Source organism: Candidatus Pseudomonas auctus, from assembly GCF_048654275.1.
In the GTDB taxonomy this organism is placed as follows: Bacteria; Pseudomonadota; Gammaproteobacteria; order Pseudomonadales; family Pseudomonadaceae; genus Aquipseudomonas; species Aquipseudomonas pharyngis.
The window spans coordinates 350,837-364,963 of record NZ_JBJYZK010000003.1; the positions used below are offsets into that span (position 1 = coordinate 350,837).

Consider the following 14,127-nt stretch of genomic DNA (forward strand, 5'->3'; position numbering starts at 1 on the left):
CGACCGTGCGGCGCAGCCGCATGCATCGAGAGGAGGTGCAGCGAAGCAAACCGTAGGCGATGCCCCCGGATGAATCCCGGAACGAAGGAACACCGAGCCAAAGCGAGGGGCCGAACGCCGGGGCCCAGCGTTTTTGGTTACTTTTTTGGCGTTTGAAAAAAGTGACTCGCCGTAAGGGCGAAACCATAAGCCGCCGTTACCGCAGCAACGGAAATTCACCCCAAACAACCCCAAAAAAAACCCGCCGATGATCACTCATCGGCGGGCTTTTCATTGGCAGCTAACGCTTAAATCGCGCCACGCTTACGCAACAGATCCAACACCTGCTTCACACTTTCATCCAGCGACAACGACTGGGTGTCGATCACCAGATCAGCATCCAGCGGCACGTCATACGGGAAGGATTCGCCCGGAATGTTGTCGCCACCCGCAGCATACAGACCTTGCGGATCACGCTCGGCGCACACAGTAGGCGAAGCCTGAACATAAACCGTCAGCAGACGCTCCTTGCCGATCAGATCCTTCGCCTGTTCACGACCTTCGGCACTCGGCGCCACAAACGCCGCAAGCGTCAGCAGACCCGCTTCGTTGAACTGACGCGCCACATGCGCGGCACGACGCCAGTTCTCGGTGCGACCGGCGCGATCCTGCGGCAGACCCTTGTTGAGATCGTGACGCAGGTTCTGGCCATCCAGCACAAACACCGCACGACCCAGATCAAACAGCTTGCGCTCGACCGCGTATGCCAAGGTGCTCTTGCCAGCGCCGGACAGGCCGCTGAACAGCACGGTAGCCGGTTGCTGACCGAAACGCTGAGCGCGTTCTTCGGTCGCAACATGGGCCAGTTTGCCGTGATGCGTAGCCGTACCGTGGGTCGCCGGCTGAGCGACGATCATGCCGGCGCCGACGGTGCCGTTGGTCAAACGGTCGATGACGATGAACGCGCCGGTGGTGCGATTGCTGTCGTAACCATCGAGGGCGATCGGCGCGTCGAGCGCGATCTTCACCTTGCCGATTTCGTTGAGCTGCAACGCGCTCGCCGGGCCTTCTTCGAGGGTGTTGACGTCGACCTTGTTGACGATGCTGGCGATGGAGCCCGGCACGTAACTGGTGGCGCGCTTGATGTCGTATTTCTTGCCCGGCAGCATCGGCTCTTCGGCCATCCACACCAGCATCGCTTCGAAGCTGTCGGTCACTGGCGGAACGTTGTCGGCGTGAACCAGCAGGTCGCCACGGGAGATGTCGATCTCGTCTTCCATGGTCAGCGTTACCGCCTGGCCAGGACCTGCATGCTCCAGCTCACCTTCGAAAGTGACGATGGATTTCACACGGCTGCTCTTGCCCGACGGCAGGACCACGACTTCGTCGCCCTTCTTGACGATGCCGCTGGCCAGGGTGCCGGCGAAACCGCGGAAGTTCAGGTTCGGACGGTTGACGTACTGCACCGGGAAACGCAGATCGGTGAAGTTGCGGTCACCCGCCACTTCCACGGTCTCGAGGATTTCCATCAGCGACTGGCCGGTGTACCACGGCGAGCGCTCGGACTTGTTCACCACGTTGTCGCCCTTCAGAGCGGACATCGGCACGAAGTGCATGCTGGTCGGCTTCATCTTCAAGCCTTCGGCGAACTTCAGGTAGTCGGCCTTGATCGACTCGAACACGCCCTGATCGAAGCCCTTGAGGTCCATCTTGTTGATGGCGACAACGATGTGCTTGATGCCCAGCAACGAGGCGATGAAGCTGTGGCGGCGGGTCTGGGTCTGCACGCCGTAACGGGCATCGACCAGGATGATCGCCAGGTCACAGGTGGACGCACCGGTGGCCATGTTGCGGGTGTACTGCTCATGGCCGGGGGTGTCGGCGATGATGAATTTGCGCTTGGCGGTGGAGAAATAGCGGTAGGCGACATCGATGGTGATGCCCTGCTCGCGCTCGGCCTGCAGGCCGTCGACCAGCAACGCCAGGTCGATGTCGTCACCGGTGGTGCCGACTTTCTTCGAATCGCGGGTGATGGCTTCGAGGTGATCCTCGTAGATCATCTTCGAGTCGTGCAGCAGGCGCCCGATCAGGGTGCTCTTGCCGTCATCGACGTTACCGCAGGTCAAAAAGCGCAGCAGCTCTTTACGTTCGTGCTGGCCCAGGTAGGCGAGGATGTCCTCGCTGATCAAATCAGATGCGTGCGACATGACAACCCCTTAGAAATAACCCTGACGTTTCTTGTCTTCCATCGAGCCTGCGCCATCGTGGTCGATGACCCGGCCCTGGCGCTCGGAAGTTCGCGTCAGGAGCATTTCCTGAATGATGTCCGTCAGGCTTTCGGCCTCGGACTCCACCGCGCCCGTCAACGGGTAGCAGCCAAGGGTACGGAAACGCACTTTCTTTTTGACGATGCGCGCCTTGTCCTCGTCGGACAGGTGCTCGAGGATGCGCTCGTCGTCGATCATGATCAGCGTGCCGTTCTTCTCGATCACTTCGCGTTCGGCGGCGAAGTACAGCGGTACGATCGGGATGCCTTCGAGGTAGATGTACTGCCAGATGTCCAGCTCGGTCCAGTTCGACAGCGGGAACACACGAATGGATTCGCCCTTGTTGACCTTGCCGTTGTAGACGTTCCACAGCTCGGGACGCTGGTTCTTCGGGTCCCAGCGATGTTTGCTGTCACGGAACGAGTAGACGCGCTCCTTGGCGCGGGACTTCTCTTCATCGCGACGGGCACCGCCGAAGGCTGCGTCGAAACCATGCTTGTCGAGTGCCTGCTTCAGGCCCTCGGTCTTCATGATGTCGGTGTGCTTGGCGCTGCCGTGGGTGAACGGGTTGATGTTCTGCGCCACGCCATCGGGGTTGATGTGAGTGATGAGGTCCAGGCCAAGCTCTTCGACCATCTTGTCGCGGAACTTGTACATTTCCTGGAATTTCCAGCGGGTGTCGACGTGCATCACCGGAAACGGCAGTTTGCCCGGGAAGAACGCCTTGCGTGCCAGATGCAGCATCACGGCGGAGTCTTTACCGATGGAGTACAGCATCACCGGGTTGTCGAACTCGGCGGCCACCTCGCGGATGATGTGGATGCTTTCCGCCTCCAGCTGTTTCAGATGCGTCAGTTTGTCGACCATGGCTACTCACGAAAGCTTTCTTATGAACGGCCAGCGGGCCGTGTTCGAGCGGGGAATCCTAGCACAGCGCCCCCTTCTAATCAGGACGCCAACTAGATCGAAAGGGTATATGAATATGCCTGCCCGTTCGGGTGCTTTCAGGCAAAAGTCAGATCGGATTCGGGCAGTCGATAAAGATGTGCTCGAGAGCAAAACGTTTCGCCAGATAATCGCCCAGCGCCTGCACGCCATAGCGTTCGGTGGCGTGGTGGCCGGCGGCGATGAAGCTGATGTCGTTTTCCCGGGCGCTGTGGAATGTCTGCTCGGAGGCTTCACCGCTGAGGAACAGATCGACGCCGGCAGCGATGGCGTTGTCGATGTAACCCTGCCCGCCACCGGTGCACCAGCCGACCCGACGGATCATCGCACTGCCTTCGACCAGCAGCGGTTCGCGGCCCATGACTTCCTGCACTTTGCGAGCGAAGTCACGCGGAGTCATCGGCTCGCTCAGTGAACCGACCAGACCGACGATCTTCAGGTTGTCCGGGTCCAGCGGCCCTTCGACGGTGATGTCCAGTTGACGGGCCAGTTGCACGTTATTGCCGACATCCGGATGCAGATCCAGAGGCAGGTGATAACCGAGCAGACTGATATCGTGCTTGAGCAGCGTCTTCAAACGGCGCTGCTTCATGCCGGTGATGCACGGGTTCTCGCCCTTCCAGAAATAACCGTGATGCACCAGCACCAGATCGGCTTCGGCTTCGACGGCGGCATCGAGCAACGCCTGGCTGGCAGTGACGCCGCTGACAATACGCATCACTTGCGGGCGGCCCTCGACCTGCAGGCCATTGGGGCAATAATCGGCAATTTTCGCACTGCCAAGGTAACGGTCGGCTTCTTCGACCAGGGTGCTCAGGGCGACGGCCATGAAAGACTCCTAAATATCCCGTTCAGAGGCGCGCGCGGCCTCGTATAATGCGCGACATTATGGGCGGTCTGACCCCGCCTGCAACTTTTCCAGGACGTGCTTAATGCTCAAGGCGCTGCGTTTTTTCGGCTGGCCGCTGTTGGCCGGCGTGCTTATCGCTCTGTTGATTATTCAGCGTTACCCGCAGTGGGTCGGGCTTCCGAGCCTCGACGTCAACCTGCAACAGGCCCCGCAGACCACCAGCGTGCAGCAGGGGCCGGTGTCCTATGCGGACGCGGTGACCATCGCCGCGCCTTCGGTGGTCAACCTCTACACCACCAAAGTCATCAACAAGCCGAGCCATCCGCTGTTCGAGGATCCGCAGTTCCGCCGCTTCTTCGGTGACAATTCGCCGAAGCAGAAGCGCATGGAATCGAGCCTCGGCTCCGGCGTGATCATGAGCCCGGAAGGCTACATCCTGACCAACAACCACGTCACCAGCGGCGCCGACCAGATCGTCGTGGCGCTCAAGGACGGTCGCGAAACCCTGGCCCGAGTGATCGGCAGCGATCCGGAAACCGACCTCGCGGTCCTGAAGATCGACCTGAAAACCCTGCCGTCGATCACCGTCGGCCGCTCCGACAACATCCGCATCGGCGACGTCGCACTGGCCATCGGCAACCCATTCGGCGTCGGCCAGACCGTGACCATGGGCATCATCAGCGCCACCGGCCGTAATCAGTTGGGCCTGAACAACTACGAAGACTTCATCCAGACCGACGCGGCGATCAACCCGGGCAACTCCGGCGGCGCGCTGGTCGACGCCAACGGCAACCTCACCGGCATCAACACCGCGATTTTCTCCAAGTCCGGCGGCTCCCAAGGCATCGGTTTTGCGATCCCGGTGAAACTGGCGATGGAAGTGATGAAATCGATCATCGAGCACGGCCAGGTGATTCGTGGCTGGCTCGGTATTGAAGTGCAACCGCTGACCCAGGAACTGGCCGAGTCGTTCGGCCTGTCCGGGCGTCCGGGGATCGTGGTGGCGGGGATTTTCCGCGATGGTCCGGCGCAGAAGGCCGGCCTGCAACTGGGTGATGTGATCCTCAGCATCGACGGCGAACCGGCCGGCGATGGCCGCAAGTCGATGAACCAGGTGGCGCGGATCAAGCCGACCGACAAGGTCACGATTCAAGTGATGCGCAATGGCAAGGAATTGAAGCTGACGGCTGAAATCGGGCTGCGTCCGCCGCCAGCGCCGGTGAAGGAAAAAGAAGAGTAAGACTTTCTTCACGTCATTGGCGCGAATAACAGACATTCTCAACAGGCATGTTATATTGTTTCAATTCGAACATTGGAACAACATAACATGTCGTCTCGAAAAAAGGCCTCCCTCCTCGGCCTGACCCTTGGCCTGCTTGGCGATCCCGTGTTTGCCGATGAACCGCAAACGCTCGAACTCGACGCCATAAGCGTCACCTCCGATTACGAATCCCCTACCGGTCCGGTCAAAGGCTACCGCGCTACCCGCTCGTCCAGCGCCACCAAAACCGACACCGCAATCCGCGATATTCCGCAGGCCATCAGCGTGGTGCCCGCCAGCGTACTGAAGGATCTGGGCAGCACCAGCGTCGAACGTGCGCTGGATTTCGCCGGTGGCGTGTCGAAGCAAAACAACTTCGGCGGCCTGACGCTTTACGAATACAGCGTGCGCGGCTTCACCACCTCCGAGTTTTACCAGGACGGCTTCAGCGCCAACCGTGGTTACCCGAGCACACCGGACGCTGCCAACATCGAGCGCATCGAAGTGCTCAAAGGACCAGCCGCCAGCCTGTACGGCCGAGGCGATCCGGGTGGCAGTGTGAACATCGTCACCAAGAAACCGCAGCCCGAAGCGTTCACTACCCTGCAAACCAGTGCCGGCAGTTGGGATCGTTATCGCACCGCGCTGGACGTCAACACGCCGCTGGATGATCAGGGTGATGTGCTGTCGCGGATCAACCTCGCGGTCGAGGACAACAACAGCTTTCGCGATCACGTCGACAGCAAACGCGTGTTCGTCGCCCCCTCTTTCAGTTGGCAGTTGAACCCGGACACCAGCCTGCTGGTGGAGAGCGAATTCGTGCGTCATAGCTCGACCTTCGACCGCGGCATCGTTGCGCCAAACAATAAATGGAGCGGCGTCTCGCGCTCGACATTCCTGGGTGAGCCGAACGACGGCAACATCGACAACCACAACAACAGACTGCAAGCCACGCTTGAGCACCACCTCAACGATGCCTGGAAACTGCGCCTGGCCAGCCATTACAAGGAGGGCAAACTGTGGGGATTCGCCTCCGAAAACCGCCCTTTGAATGCCGATGGCCACACAGTCAACCGCCGCTATCGCGAACGCGATACCAACTGGCACGACAGCATCACCCAGCTGGAACTGCACGGCCTGTTCGACCTCGGCACCTGGCAGCACGAACTGCTGATCGGCAGCGAGTACGAGAACTTCCGCAAGAACGAGCGCGTCACCACCATCGCCGGCGGGCCTTACGCCATCGATATCTATAACCCGGTGTACGGCCAGCCTAAACCCAACGGCGCACGCTCCGGCACAGACTTCTTCGAACACGTCGAAAGCCATGCGCTGAACCTGCAGGATCAAATCGTCTTCAGCGAAAAACTGCGCGGGATGATCGGGGCGCGATTCGAGCACTTCGAGCAAACCATCGATGACCACAGCCGCAACACCACCAGCCGCCAGACCCACGACGCGCTCACCCAACGTGCCGGCCTGCTCTATCAACTGACACCGGACACCGGCCTGTTCGCCAACGCCTCGACCTCATTCAAACCGAACAACGGCCTCGATGTGGCTGGCAAATCCTTCGATCCGGAAGAAGGCGTGGGTTACGAAATCGGGATCAAGAACGAGCTGTTCGACGAACGTTTAAGCAGCACCCTCGCCTTCTTCCATATCGACAAGGAAAACGTCCTCGCCCTCGACCCGGGCACCGATACCAGCCGCGCCATGGGCAAGGCCCGCAGCCGGGGTTTCGATCTGCAGGTCACCGGGCAAGTCACCGACGCCGTCAGGGTGATCGGCGCTTTCGCCTGGATCGACGCCGAAGTGACCAAGGGGGATGCCGCGATCCCCGCCGGTAGCCGCATCCTCGGGGTCGCCAAACGCAGCGGCAGTGTGCTGGGTGTCTACGAGTTTCAGGACGGCCGCTTGCGCGGCTCGGATATCGGCGCGGCGTTCACTTACGTCGGTGACCGCTCAGGTGAGTCCGGCAGCGATTTCGAGCTGCCGGCCTATCACACCGTCGACCTGCTGGCCCATTACAAGGCCAGCGACACCGTCACTCTCGGCCTGAACCTGAACAACCTGTTCGACGAAAAGTACTACGAGCGCTCGTACAGCAACTATTGGGTCAACCCCGGCGAGCCGCGCAATTTCGCGGTCAGCCTGACATTCAACCTGTAAAAGGACGTCACCATGCATTTCGGCAAACTCTTATTGATCATCGCTGCGTTGTTCGCTGGCCAAGCATCAGCGCATGGTTTGTGGACCGAACAACGACGCGGCAATATCGAAGTGATCTACGGCCACGGCGCAGAAGACAACGCGTTCAAAGCGCAGAAAATCAGCGGTGCATGGGCATATGACGTCAGCGGCAAGATGATCCCGGTCAACGTGCAACGCCTGACCGATCATGCACGTCTGCAACCGCTGAAACCGCCGGCGGTAATGGCCGTGGCCCTGAACAATGGCATGTGGTCGCAAACCGCCGACAAGAAATGGATCAATGAGGGACGCAGCAAGGTACCGGGCGCCATCGAGTCGACCGAGACCCTCAAGTACAGCCTGGCGATTTATCAGCCGGGAGCGAAGTTGCCCAAACTCAATCAGATCAAATTGCTGATTTTGCCGGAGGTCGATCCTCTGACCGTCGGCCCGGGGAAATCATTGCCGGTGCGGGTGTTGCTGGATGGAAAACCGGCAGCGGGCGTGAAGTTGATCGGTGACTACCGCAGCGCGCCGAATACCTTGAGCACTGAAACCGACAAGGACGGCCGCGCTCAGGTGCTGGTGCGTAACGAGGGATTGAATGTGATTGCGGCGCAGGTGGAGGTGCCGGTGAAGGACAATGCAGAGGTGAGCAGTCGGGGGTTATTCAGTTCGTTGACGTTCCTGGGCGAACCGCATCACGAATGAACCAACGCTGATCCCTGTGAGACGAAACCCACAGGGATCAGCGTCGTTTCAGAGTTCGCCCAGACCGTCGATCAACGCCTGATTCTGCTCCGGCGTGCCGATCGAGATCCGCAGGAACTGGGCAATCCGTTCCTGCTTGAAGTGGCGCACGATAACACCCTGCTCCCGCAGCTTGGCCGCCAGCCCTGCCGCATCGTGCTGCGGATGCCGGGCGAAGATGAAGTTTGCCGCCGACGGCAGCACTTCAAAGCCCTTGGCCTGCAACTGCGCAACCACCCATTCGCGACTTTCGATGACTAATGCGCAGGTCTTGTCGAAGTACTCGCGATCTTCGAACGCCGCCGCCGCACCGACATTCCCCATGCGATCGATCGGGTAGGAGTTGAAGCTGTTCTTGATCCGCTCCAGCGCCTCGATCAGGTCTGGATGACCGACCGCCAGACCGACCCGCAGGCCCGCCAGCGAACGGGACTTGGACAGGGTCTGGGTCACCAGCAGGTTAGGGTAACGATCGACCAGACTGATCGCGGTTTCACCGCCAAAGTCGATGTAGGCCTCGTCGACCACCACCACCGAATCCGGGCTGCCCTTGAGGATCTGCTCGACCGCTTCCAGCGCCAGCAGGCAACCGGTTGGTGCGTTCGGATTGGGGAAGATGATCCCGCCGTTCGGCTTGGCGTAGTCCGCCGGGTTGATCTGGAACTGCGCATCCAGCGGCACCGCGTCGAACGTGATGCCGTAAAGGCCGCAGTAAACCGGATAGAAGCTGTAGCTGATGTCCGGGAACAGGATCGGCTGATCGTGTTGCAGCAGACCGTGGAAGATGTGCGCCAGCACTTCGTCCGAACCGTTGCCGAGGAACACTTGATTGCTTTGTACGCCGTAGTACTTGGCGACGGCGTTTTTCAGCAGATCGCTGTTCGGGTCCGGGTACAGGCGCAGGTTGTCGTTGAGTTCGGTCTGCATCGCCGCCAGGGCTTTTGGTGACGGGCCGTACGGGTTTTCGTTGGTGTTGAGCTTGACCAGACGGGTCAGCTTCGGCTGCTCGCCCGGCACGTAAGGCACCAGATTCTTGACGAACGGGCTCCAGAATTTACTCATGTTCAGTTCCCCTTCACTTCGTCTTTGATGCGGTATTCGGCGCTGCGCGCGTGGGCGCTCAGCGATTCGCCACGAGCCAGGATCGATGCAGTCTTGCCAAGCTCGGAAGCGCCGGCCTCGGAGCAGAAGATGATCGACGAGCGTTTCTGGAAGTCGTACACGCCCAGCGGCGAAGAGAAACGCGCAGTGCCGGAGGTCGGCAGCACGTGGTTCGGACCCGCGCAGTAGTCGCCCAGCGCTTCGGAAGTGTGGCGGCCCATGAAAATCGCGCCGGCGTGGCGGATCTGCGGCAGCCAGGCCTGCGGGTCGGCGACCGACAGCTCAAGGTGTTCCGGGGCGATGCGGTTGGCGACTTCGATGGCCTGGGTCATGTCACGCACGTGGATCAGGGCACCACGGCCGTTGATCGAGGTTTCGATGATGGTTGCGCGATCCATGGTCGGCAGCAGTTTGTCGATGCTCGCGGCGACCTTGTCGAGGAACTCGGCGTCCGGGCTGACCAGGATCGCCTGGGCGTCTTCGTCGTGCTCGGCCTGGGAGAACAGGTCCATGGCGATCCAGTCCGGATCGGTCTGGCCGTCGCATACCACGAGGATTTCCGACGGGCCGGCGATCATGTCGATGCCGACCTGACCGAACACGTGACGCTTGGCGGTCGCCACGTAGATGTTGCCCGGACCGACAACCTTGTCCACCTGCGGCACGCTTTCGGTGCCATAGGCCAATGCGGCAACGGCTTGCGCGCCGCCGATAGTGAACACCCGATCAACGCCGGCGATGCACGCCGCCGCCAACACCAGCTCGTTGACTTCGCCGCGCGGAGTCGGCACCACCATGACCACTTCGGTCACGCCGGCGACCTTGGCCGGAATCGCGTTCATCAACACCGACGACGGATATGACGCCTTGCCGCCCGGCACGTACAGACCGGCGCGATCCAGTGGCGTGACCTTCTGACCCAGCACGGTGCCGTCGGCTTCGGTGTAGCTCCAGGAGTCCTGCTTCTGTTTTTCGTGATAGCTGCGTACGCGGGCGGCGGCTTTTTCCAGCGCTTCGCGTTGCGGCACGGTGATGCGGGTCAGGGCCAGTTCCAGACGCTCGCGCGGCAGGATCAAGTCCGCCATCGAGGCGACTTCGAGGCCGTCGAATTTCTGGGTGAACTCGACCAGCGCCGCGTCACCGCGCTCGCGCACAGCCTTGATGATGTCCAGCACCCGCTGATTGACCGAGTCGTCAGACACACTTTCCCAGCTCAGCAGATGATCCAGATGATGCGCGAAATCCGGGTCAGCAGCGTTGAGTCGGCGAATTGCAGTCGGTGCGGTCATAGCGAGAGCCTCATAGGAATGGCAAAAAACTCAGGCGCCCGAAATTACCATTCGATCCGCTTGGGCACCTGAGATTCTGGCTATGAGGCGGATAGACGGGCGCGACTTAACGTCGCGCAGGTACATCAGCCGCGGTGTCGAGACTCCACTGCTTTGCGCAGGGTGTCGATCAACGCCTGAATTCGGGCGTGTTGCATTTTCATCGAAGCTTTATTGACGACCAGACGCGAGCTGATCGTGGCGATCAGTTCCTGGGGTTCCAGGCCGTTGGCGCGCAGGGTGTTGCCGGTGTCGACCACGTCGATGATCTTGTCGGCCAGACCGATCAGCGGCGCCAGCTCCATCGAGCCGTAGAGCTTGATGATGTCGACCTGACGGCCCTGCTCGGCGTAGTAACGCTTGGCGACGTTGACGAATTTGGTGGCGACGCGCAGGCGGCCCTTGGGCTCGACCGCGCCGACCTTGCCGGCGGTCATCAGCTTGCACTGGGCAATCTGCAGATCCAGCGGCTCGTACAGGCCTTGGCCGGTGTATTCCATCAGCACGTCTTTACCGGCAACGCCGAGGTCGGCCGCGCCATGCTCAACATAGGTCGGCACGTCGGTGGCCCGCACGATCAACAGGCGAACGTCTTCCTGGGTCGTGGGGATGATCAGCTTGCGGCTCTTGTCCGGATTCTCGGTCGGCACGATGCCCGCTTCGGCCAGAAGCGGCAGGGTGTCGTCAAGGATGCGGCCCTTGGACAGTGCGATGGTCAACATGGGAAACGTCAGTCCTTATCAAGGTACTCATGTCCGGTCGCAATCGGCGCCGGACATACATCGAGGGCGTTGCCACCCCCGATCAAAACGAATTCAACGGACACTTCCCTGTGTCCAGATGCAGCGATCAGCCCGGAACGCGACGGATCTTGGCGCCCAGCATCTGCAGTTTTTCCTCGATGCACTCGTAACCACGGTCGATGTGGTAGATGCGGTCGATCAGGGTATCGCCTTCAGCCATCAGGGCCGAGATCACGAGGCTGGCCGAAGCCCGCAGGTCGGTAGCCATGACTGGCGCGCCCTTGAGGATTTCAGTACCGGTCACGATGGCCGTGTTGCCCTCGACCTGGATCTTGGCGCCCATGCGATGCAGTTCGTAGACGTGCATGAAGCGGTTTTCGAAGATCGTCTCGATCACGGCACCGGTGCCTTCGGCAATGGCGTTGAGCGAGATGAACTGCGCCTGCATGTCGGTCGGGAACGCCGGGTATGGTGCCGTGCGCACGTTGACCGCTTTCGGGCGTTTGCCGTGCATGTTCAACTCGATCCAGTCTTCACCACAGGTGATTTCTGCGCCGGCTTCACGGAGCTTGTCCAGAACGGCTTCGAGGATGGTCGGATCGGTGTCCTTGACCTTCACGCGGCCACCGGTAACCGCAGCGGCCACCAGGTAGGTACCGGTTTCGATACGGTCAGGCATGACCTTGTAGAAAGCCGAACCCAGACGCTCGACGCCGTCGATGGTGATGGTGTCGGTGCCGGCACCGGACACCTTGGCGCCCATGGCGTTGAGGAAGTTCGCCAGGTCGACCACTTCCGGCTCACGGGCGGCGTTCTGCAACACGCTACGGCCTTTGGCCAGAGCGGCGGCCATCATGATGTTCTCGGTACCGGTCACGCTGACGGTATCGAAGAAGAAGTGCGCGCCGCGCAGGCCGCCTTCAGGGGCCTTGGCCTTGATGTAGCCGCCTTCGACGTCGATGACCGCGCCCATGGCTTCCAGGCCACGGATGTGCAGGTCGACCGGACGCGAACCGATAGCGCAACCACCAGGCAGAGCGACTTCGGCTTCACCGAAACGCGCGACCATCGGGCCCAGCACCAGGATCGACGCGCGCATGGTTTTCACCAGCTCGTACGGGGCGATCAGGGTCTTGATGGTGCGCGGATCGATTTCGACGCTGAGCTTCTCGTCGATCACAGGCTCGATGCCCATGCGACCGAACAGCTCGATCATGGTGGTGATGTCGTGCAGGTGCGGCAGGTTGCCAACGGTAACCGGGCCATCGCACAGCAGGGTGGCGGCCAGGATCGGCAGGGCGGAGTTCTTCGCCCCGGAGATGCGGATCTCGCCATCAAGACGAGCGCCACCGGTAATAATCAATTTATCCATAAGAATCTCGACGCCCTAGGGCTCAGGTGCGCTCGGCCCAGGCCGCGCTGCTGAAAAATTTCATAGTGACCGCGTGGATGCTGCCATCGGCGATCCAAGGGTTCAAATGGGCATAGATGCTTTGCTGACGCTTGACCGGGCTCAACGCCGCCAGTTCATCACTAATCACGTTCAGCTGAAAGTTGCAGCCTTCGCCTTCAACTTCCACCAGCGTTCCTGGCAGCTTTCCTTCAAGGAAGCTCTTCACTTCTACGGCCTGCATGCTCAACCTCAATCGGCGCCCTGTGCGCACGGGTCGGACATCATACAAAAAAGCCCCGCGCCTGCGAACCCCGCTGCGCAGGACTCTGACGGGGGGCTTCTCTATTGATGCGGGTTCAGGGTTGCGCCAACAGCTCGGTCAGTTCGCTGACCTGAGCAATTTCGCGCATGTCTTCAGGCATCCCGCGGATGCTGACCGCCTTGCCGGCGGCCTTTGCATCGCGAATGAAGCACAGCAGCAGCGACAGACCGACGCTGCTGGACTTCTCCACCGCCGAGCAATCGATCACCAATGCCGGGGCGGTGCACGACTTGATCAGCGCCCGGCCCTGTTCCCGAAGATCCGGGCCGGTGCGGTAATCCAGCACGCCGCTGAGCTGCAGCTCACTGGCTTCGTCCAGACGAATGGCCGACTCGGTCATTGGGCTGGCTTCTCGTTCTGCTCGGCCGACTGCTTGGCCTTGGCGACTTCACCGGCCCAGCCGTTGATGGTCTTGTCCAGATCATTGCCATTGCGTTGCATCGCGTCGGCGAACTGGTCACGGAACAGCTTGCCGATGTTGATGCCGTTGATGATCACATTGCGCAGCTTCCACTCGCCGTTGATCTTCTCCAGGGTGTACTGCACAGGGTAGATCGCGCCATTGTTGCCTTTGACGGTCATGCCGACACTGGTGCGGTCGCCCGATTCATCCTTGGGCGCATCGACAGTGATGCCCTGGTTGTTGTACTCGAGCAAGGCGTTGCCGTAGAACTGGAACAGACCGCGCTTGAAGTTTTCCTCGAAGGTCTTCATCTGCGCCGGGGTTGCCTTGCGCGAATACTTGACCGTCATGATGCTCTTGGAAATACCTTCGGCATCGACCACAGGGCCGACGATGGTGTTCAGCGCCGTATAGAAATCCTGCGGATCCTGCTTGTACTTCTCTTTATTGGCCGCCAGGTCGGCGAGCATCCGGTTCGTGGTGTCCTGAACCAGATCGTGCGCCGATTGTGCCGCCACGGCGTTAGCCACCAGCGGCAGTGCCGCAAGCAACACCAACAGGCCACGTCGCAAGGTAGAGATCATTCAAAAGC

The 14,127-nt window shown here is 60.6% G+C and carries 13 protein-coding genes; 3 read left to right on the forward strand and 10 right to left on the reverse strand.

Annotated elements, in window-relative coordinates; all coding sequences use genetic code 11:
• Positions 1–287: 287 nt before the first annotated feature.
• From cysN to ACKUG4_RS08065, 3 genes are all read right to left on the reverse strand, one after another.
• The gene (gene cysN, locus ACKUG4_RS08055) at positions 288–2,186 is read right to left on the reverse strand and encodes a sulfate adenylyltransferase subunit CysN (protein WP_445433781.1); all 1,899 of its coding nucleotides are present in this window, start codon (positions 2,184–2,186) and stop codon (positions 288–290) included.
• A gap of 9 nt (positions 2,187–2,195) precedes the next feature.
• The gene (gene cysD, locus ACKUG4_RS08060; RefSeq protein WP_007912374.1) at positions 2,196–3,113 is read right to left on the reverse strand and encodes a sulfate adenylyltransferase subunit CysD; all 918 of its coding nucleotides are present in this window, start codon (positions 3,111–3,113) and stop codon (positions 2,196–2,198) included.
• A 148-nt stretch (positions 3,114–3,261) separates the two neighbouring features.
• Positions 3,262–4,020, reverse strand: coding sequence for a Nif3-like dinuclear metal center hexameric protein (locus ACKUG4_RS08065; protein WP_011332485.1), 759 nt, complete (start codon positions 4,018–4,020; stop codon positions 3,262–3,264).
• Between the two features lie 103 nt (positions 4,021–4,123).
• Between ACKUG4_RS08065 and algW the strand changes: the two genes are divergently transcribed.
• The 3 genes from algW (at position 4,124) to ACKUG4_RS08080 (ending at position 8,206) form a co-directional block, all read left to right on the forward strand.
• Positions 4,124–5,281 (forward strand): Do family serine endopeptidase AlgW, encoded by a 1,158-nt coding sequence (gene algW / locus ACKUG4_RS08070; protein WP_007953548.1) that lies wholly within the window; start codon positions 4,124–4,126, stop codon positions 5,279–5,281.
• A gap of 87 nt (positions 5,282–5,368) precedes the next feature.
• Positions 5,369–7,474: a TonB-dependent siderophore receptor gene (locus ACKUG4_RS08075; protein WP_445433782.1), complete on the forward strand. Its 2,106-nt coding sequence runs from the start codon at positions 5,369–5,371 to the stop codon at positions 7,472–7,474.
• 12 nt (positions 7,475–7,486) lie between these two features.
• Positions 7,487–8,206 carry a DUF4198 domain-containing protein gene (locus ACKUG4_RS08080; protein ID WP_445433783.1) on the forward strand — a complete coding sequence of 240 codons (720 nt, stop codon included), beginning with the start codon at positions 7,487–7,489 and terminating at the stop codon, positions 8,204–8,206.
• 48 nt (positions 8,207–8,254) lie between these two features.
• Here the strand turns inward: ACKUG4_RS08080 and hisC are convergent, their stop codons facing one another.
• From hisC to ACKUG4_RS08115, 7 genes are all read right to left on the reverse strand, one after another.
• Positions 8,255–9,307, reverse strand: a complete 1,053-nt coding sequence (hisC, locus tag ACKUG4_RS08085) for a histidinol-phosphate transaminase (RefSeq protein WP_445433784.1) — start codon at positions 9,305–9,307, stop codon at positions 8,255–8,257.
• A gap of 2 nt (positions 9,308–9,309) precedes the next feature.
• On the reverse strand, positions 9,310–10,635 hold the full coding sequence (gene hisD / locus ACKUG4_RS08090; protein ID WP_064593403.1) for a histidinol dehydrogenase: 1,326 nt from the start codon (positions 10,633–10,635) through the stop codon (positions 9,310–9,312).
• 125 nt (positions 10,636–10,760) lie between these two features.
• Complete coding sequence (hisG, locus tag ACKUG4_RS08095) at positions 10,761–11,396, reverse strand: ATP phosphoribosyltransferase (protein ID WP_007953554.1); 636 nt, start codon at positions 11,394–11,396, stop codon at positions 10,761–10,763.
• 127 nt (positions 11,397–11,523) lie between these two features.
• Positions 11,524–12,789 carry a UDP-N-acetylglucosamine 1-carboxyvinyltransferase gene (gene murA, locus ACKUG4_RS08100; protein WP_445433785.1) on the reverse strand — a complete coding sequence of 422 codons (1,266 nt, stop codon included), beginning with the start codon at positions 12,787–12,789 and terminating at the stop codon, positions 11,524–11,526.
• A gap of 22 nt (positions 12,790–12,811) precedes the next feature.
• A complete protein-coding gene (locus ACKUG4_RS08105) occupies positions 12,812–13,051 on the reverse strand; it encodes a BolA family protein (protein ID WP_039769303.1) in 240 nt (79 codons plus the stop codon).
• 115 nt (positions 13,052–13,166) lie between these two features.
• Positions 13,167–13,472, reverse strand: a complete 306-nt coding sequence (locus ACKUG4_RS08110) for an STAS domain-containing protein (protein ID WP_039769302.1) — start codon at positions 13,470–13,472, stop codon at positions 13,167–13,169.
• Positions 13,469–14,119, reverse strand: a complete 651-nt coding sequence (locus tag ACKUG4_RS08115; protein WP_039769300.1) for an MlaC/ttg2D family ABC transporter substrate-binding protein — start codon at positions 14,117–14,119, stop codon at positions 13,469–13,471. The genes ACKUG4_RS08110 and ACKUG4_RS08115 overlap by 4 nt, the downstream gene beginning before the upstream one ends.
• Between the last annotated feature and the right edge of the window lie 8 nt (positions 14,120–14,127).